Origin of the sequence: Methylobacterium sp. WL6, from assembly GCF_008040095.1 — a bacterium.
In the GTDB taxonomy this organism is placed as follows: Bacteria; Pseudomonadota; Alphaproteobacteria; order Rhizobiales; family Beijerinckiaceae; genus Methylobacterium.
Genome location: NZ_VRVH01000374.1, coordinates 1 through 3,689 on the forward strand (window position 1 = coordinate 1; position 3,689 = coordinate 3,689).

At 76.3% G+C, this 3,689-nt stretch carries 5 protein-coding genes; 4 read left to right on the plus strand and 1 reads right to left on the minus strand.

What is annotated here, in order from left to right; translation table 11 throughout:
• From FV230_RS25780 to FV230_RS25795, 4 genes are all read left to right on the plus strand, one after another.
• Nucleotides 1-988 (plus strand): acyl-CoA dehydrogenase family protein (locus FV230_RS25780; RefSeq protein WP_147844412.1); only part of this gene is annotated, 988 nt, incomplete at its 5' end.
• 56 nt (nt 989-1,044) lie between these two features.
• Nucleotides 1,045-1,779, plus strand: a complete 735-nt coding sequence (locus FV230_RS25785; protein WP_147844413.1) for a PIG-L family deacetylase — start codon at nt 1,045-1,047, stop codon at nt 1,777-1,779.
• The gene (locus tag FV230_RS25790) at nt 1,776-2,387 is read left to right on the plus strand and encodes an SAM-dependent methyltransferase (RefSeq protein WP_147844414.1); all 612 of its coding nucleotides are present in this window, start codon (nt 1,776-1,778) and stop codon (nt 2,385-2,387) included. Before FV230_RS25785 ends, FV230_RS25790 begins: the two co-directional genes overlap by 4 nt.
• Nucleotides 2,384-3,232 (plus strand): galactosyltransferase-related protein, encoded by an 849-nt coding sequence (locus tag FV230_RS25795; protein ID WP_147844415.1) that lies wholly within the window; start codon nt 2,384-2,386, stop codon nt 3,230-3,232. Before FV230_RS25790 ends, FV230_RS25795 begins: the two co-directional genes overlap by 4 nt.
• 8 nt (nt 3,233-3,240) lie before the next feature.
• On the opposite strand, the gene FV230_RS25800 is transcribed toward FV230_RS25795, so the two are convergent.
• The coding region (locus FV230_RS25800; RefSeq protein ID WP_281408331.1) for a glycosyltransferase at nt 3,241-3,689 on the minus strand (449 nt) is incomplete at its 5' end.

A 3,689-nucleotide genomic window follows, 5' to 3' on the forward strand; every position in this document is an offset into this window, starting at 1 on the left:
GCCCGAAGCGTTGGGCGGAGCGGGCTTGTGCACGCCCGGCGGCGCCGACCGCCTGCGCGACGTGCTGCGCGGGATCGGGCGCGGCAACCTCGCGGTCGGGCGGATCTACGAGGGCCACGTCAACGCGCTGGCGCTGGTGCTGCGCTACGGCAGCGATCCGGTGCGCGCGCGCTTCGCGGCCGATGCCCGTGCCGGGCACCTGTTCGGCGTGTGGAACACCGAGCCGGCGGAGCCGGGTGGTCTCGCGCTCGGCACGGAGGCGGATCCGGCGGTGCTGACCGGCGCGAAGTCCTACGCCTCGGGTGCCGGGCACGTCACGCGCCCGCTGGTGACCGCGCGGCTGCCGGACGGGCGCCGCCAGATGCTCGTGGTGCCGCTCGATCCGGAAGCCCGCGCCGAGCTCGCCGACTGGCGCGCCCACGGGATGCGCGCCTCCGCCACCGGCACCGTCGACTTCTCCGGCCTGCGGGTCGAGCCCCTGGACCGCATCGGCGCCCCGGACGACTATTATCGCCAGCCGTTCTTCGCCGCCGGGGCGTGGCGCTTCCTCGCGGTCCAGTGCGGCGGCATCGAAGCGGTGCTGGAGGCGCATCGCGGCCACCTGACCGCGACCGGCCGCGGCGGAGATCCGCACCAGCGCGCCCGCCTCGGGCAGGCGGCCACGGCCGCCGAGACCGCGCGCCTGTTCGTGGAGCATGCCGCCCGGCTGGCGACGACGGAGCCCGTCGAGGGCGACCGGGCGGTCGCCTACGTCGCCCTCGCCCGCGGCGCGGTCGAGCGGGCGGGCCTCGACGCGATCGAGCTGGCCCAGCGCTCGGTCGGCCTCTCCGGCTTCCTCGAAGCCCACCCGCTCGAGCGGCTGGTGCGCGACCTCGCGACCTACCTGCGCCAGCCGGCCCCCGACGGCGCCCTCGTCAGCGCGGCGGCCTACGTCGCCGGGGCCGACGCCCCGGTCCACGCGCTCTGGCACGACCCCGAACCGACCTGACAGCCGCATCGACGCACGACCCCGTCGCGCCGAGCCCTGCGAACCGCCGAGACCCGATGCGCGCCGACGCCTTCCTGCCCCTCCTCGACACCCTGCCCGTCGCCGACCTCTCGGCGATGGCGACGCGCGGCCTCGTCGTGGTCGCCCCCCATCCCGACGACGAGAGCCTCGGCTGCGGCGGCCTGATCGCCGAGGCACGGGCGCGCGGCCTGCCCGTCCGGCTCGTCGTCGTCAGCGACGGCTGCGGCTCGCACCCGAATTCCCGCCTGTACCCGCCCGAGCGGCTGCGCAGCTTGCGCGAGGACGAGACCCGCCGGGCGGTCGGCGAGCTCGGCTTGGCGCCCGAGCACGTCGCCTTCCTGCGCCTGCCCGACGCGCACGTGCCGAGCACCGGCGCGACGGCGCAGGCCGCGGCCGAGGTAATCGCGGACGCCGTGCGCGAGTGCGGGGCCGATGCGGTGTTCGTCACCTGGCGCCACGACCCGCATTGCGATCACACCGCGGCGGCCGACATCGTCGGGCTCGCCCGCCCGCTGATCCCCGGCATCCGCGTCTACGCCTACCCGGTCTGGGGCTGGACCCTGCCGCCGGAGCGCGAGGTCGGGCCGGCGCCAACCGGATTCCGGCTCGACGTCGAGGCGCACCGCCCCGCCAAGCGCCGGGCGGTCGCGGCGCACGCCTCGCAGACGACGCGGCTGATCGCCGACGATCCGGACGGCTTCCGCCTATCGGAGGCGATGGTCGAGCGCCTGTGCGGCCCCTACGAACGCTTCGTGGAGCTGCCGCGATGAGCCGCCGCGCCGACTCGCTGACGCCGGATTACTTCGCCGGGCTCTACGGCGCCGACCCCGATCCCGATCCGTGGGGCTTCACCACCAGCGCCTACGAGGCCGCCAAGTACGCCGCGACGCTCGAAGCCCTGCCGCGCGAGCGCTACGCCTCGGGCCTCGAGATCGGCTGCTCGATCGGCGTCCTCACCCACCGGCTCGCGCCGCGCTGCGCGGCGCTGCTCGGCATCGACGTGGTCGAGACCGCGCTCGCCGCCGCCCGCGCCCGCAACGCCGCGACGCCGTGGGTGCGCTTCGAGGCCTGCGCGATCCCGGATGCCTGGCCGGCGGGCCGGTTCGACCTGATCGTGCTGTCGGAGGTGGCGTACTTCTTCTCGCGCGCGGACGTCGCGCGGATCGCGGCGCGGATCGGGTCGTCGATCCTGCCCGGCGGCGACATCGTGCTGGTGCACTGGCTCGGCGAGACCGACTATCCGCTCTCGGGCGACGCCGCGGCCGAGGCCCTGATCGCGGATGCGCGCTTCGCACGGCCGGTGCATCGGATCCGCGCCGCCGAGTACCGCCTCGACGTGCTGCACGTGGACGGGGTCGCGGCCGAGGTCTCGGCGTGAGCGTCAGCGTCGTCACCCTGAACAAGGGCCGCGGGCACCATCTCGCGCGCCTGCTCGAAGGCCTCGGGCGCGGCGCGCCGCCGGCGGAAGCCGTGATTGTCGAGATGGGCGGCGACGACGGCCCGCTGCCGGATCTCGGCTTCCCGGTGCGGCGCACGCATCTGCGGCGCGACGGCCTGCCCCTCGCCGCGGCCCGCAACGCTGGACGCCGCGCGGCGTCCGGCGACGTCCTGGTCTACCTCGACGTCGATTGCATCCCGTCGGCGACCCTGGTGTCCGGGCTCGCCGCATCCGTCGCCGAGCACGACGGGCTGATCTGCTGCGAGATCCGCTACCTTCCGGGCGCGGCGGTCTCCGACGGCTGGACCGAAGCCGGCCTCGACCGGGTCGGCCACCGTCATCCGGCGCGCTGCTTCCCGGAGGCCGGCGTGATCCCGGCGCCGCAACCGGGCCTGTTCTGGTCGCTCGCCTTCGCGGTGCGGGCCGCCACCTACGACCGCATCGGCGGCTTCGACGAGGGCTTCACGGGCTACGGCGCCGAGGACACCGACCTCGCCTTCCGCGCGGCGCAGGCCGGGGTGCCGGTGCTGTTCGCCGGCGGGATGCACGCCTTCCACCAGCACCACCTGTCCTGCGACCCGCCGCTGCAGCACTTCACCGACATCGTCGCCAACGCCCGGCGCTTCCACCGACGCCACGGGATCTGGCCGATGGACGGCTGGCTCGACGCCTTCGCCGGGCTCGGGCTGGTGGCGGCCGACCGCGCCGGCGGCCTCGCCGTGCTGCGTTCCCCGACCGAGGCCGAGATCGCGGCGGCGCAGGTCCCCGCCGACCGGCCGTTCTGAGCGCGGGCTCAGCGCGCGTCGAGGCCGGCGGCGATCCGCTCGATCGTCGCGGCCAGCCGCGGCACGGCGTCGGGATCGTGCAGGGCGGACATCGCCGCGGGGTCGAGGGCGAGGCCGGCCGCGACGACGCCGGGCCAGGCGGACGCCTCCGGCCAGGACGGGCGCACCACGGCGGCGCCGAGGCGCTCGAGCGCCGCCGCCTTCTCGGTCTGCTCGCCGAAGGCCCGCGGTTCGGGCAGGCAGACGAAGCGGCGTCCCGCAGCCGCCACCGCCGCGACCACGCCGTCGCCGCCGCCCCCGACGACCAGGGCGGCGCGGGCGAGATGCGGGCCGATCTCGGCGACCCATCCGTGCAGGTGCAGGTTCGGGGGCGGATCGGCGACCATGCCCGCGACCGGACCGAGGACGTGCCAGGCGCGATCCGGCACCGCGCGCGCCGCGGCGGCAAGCTCGGTGG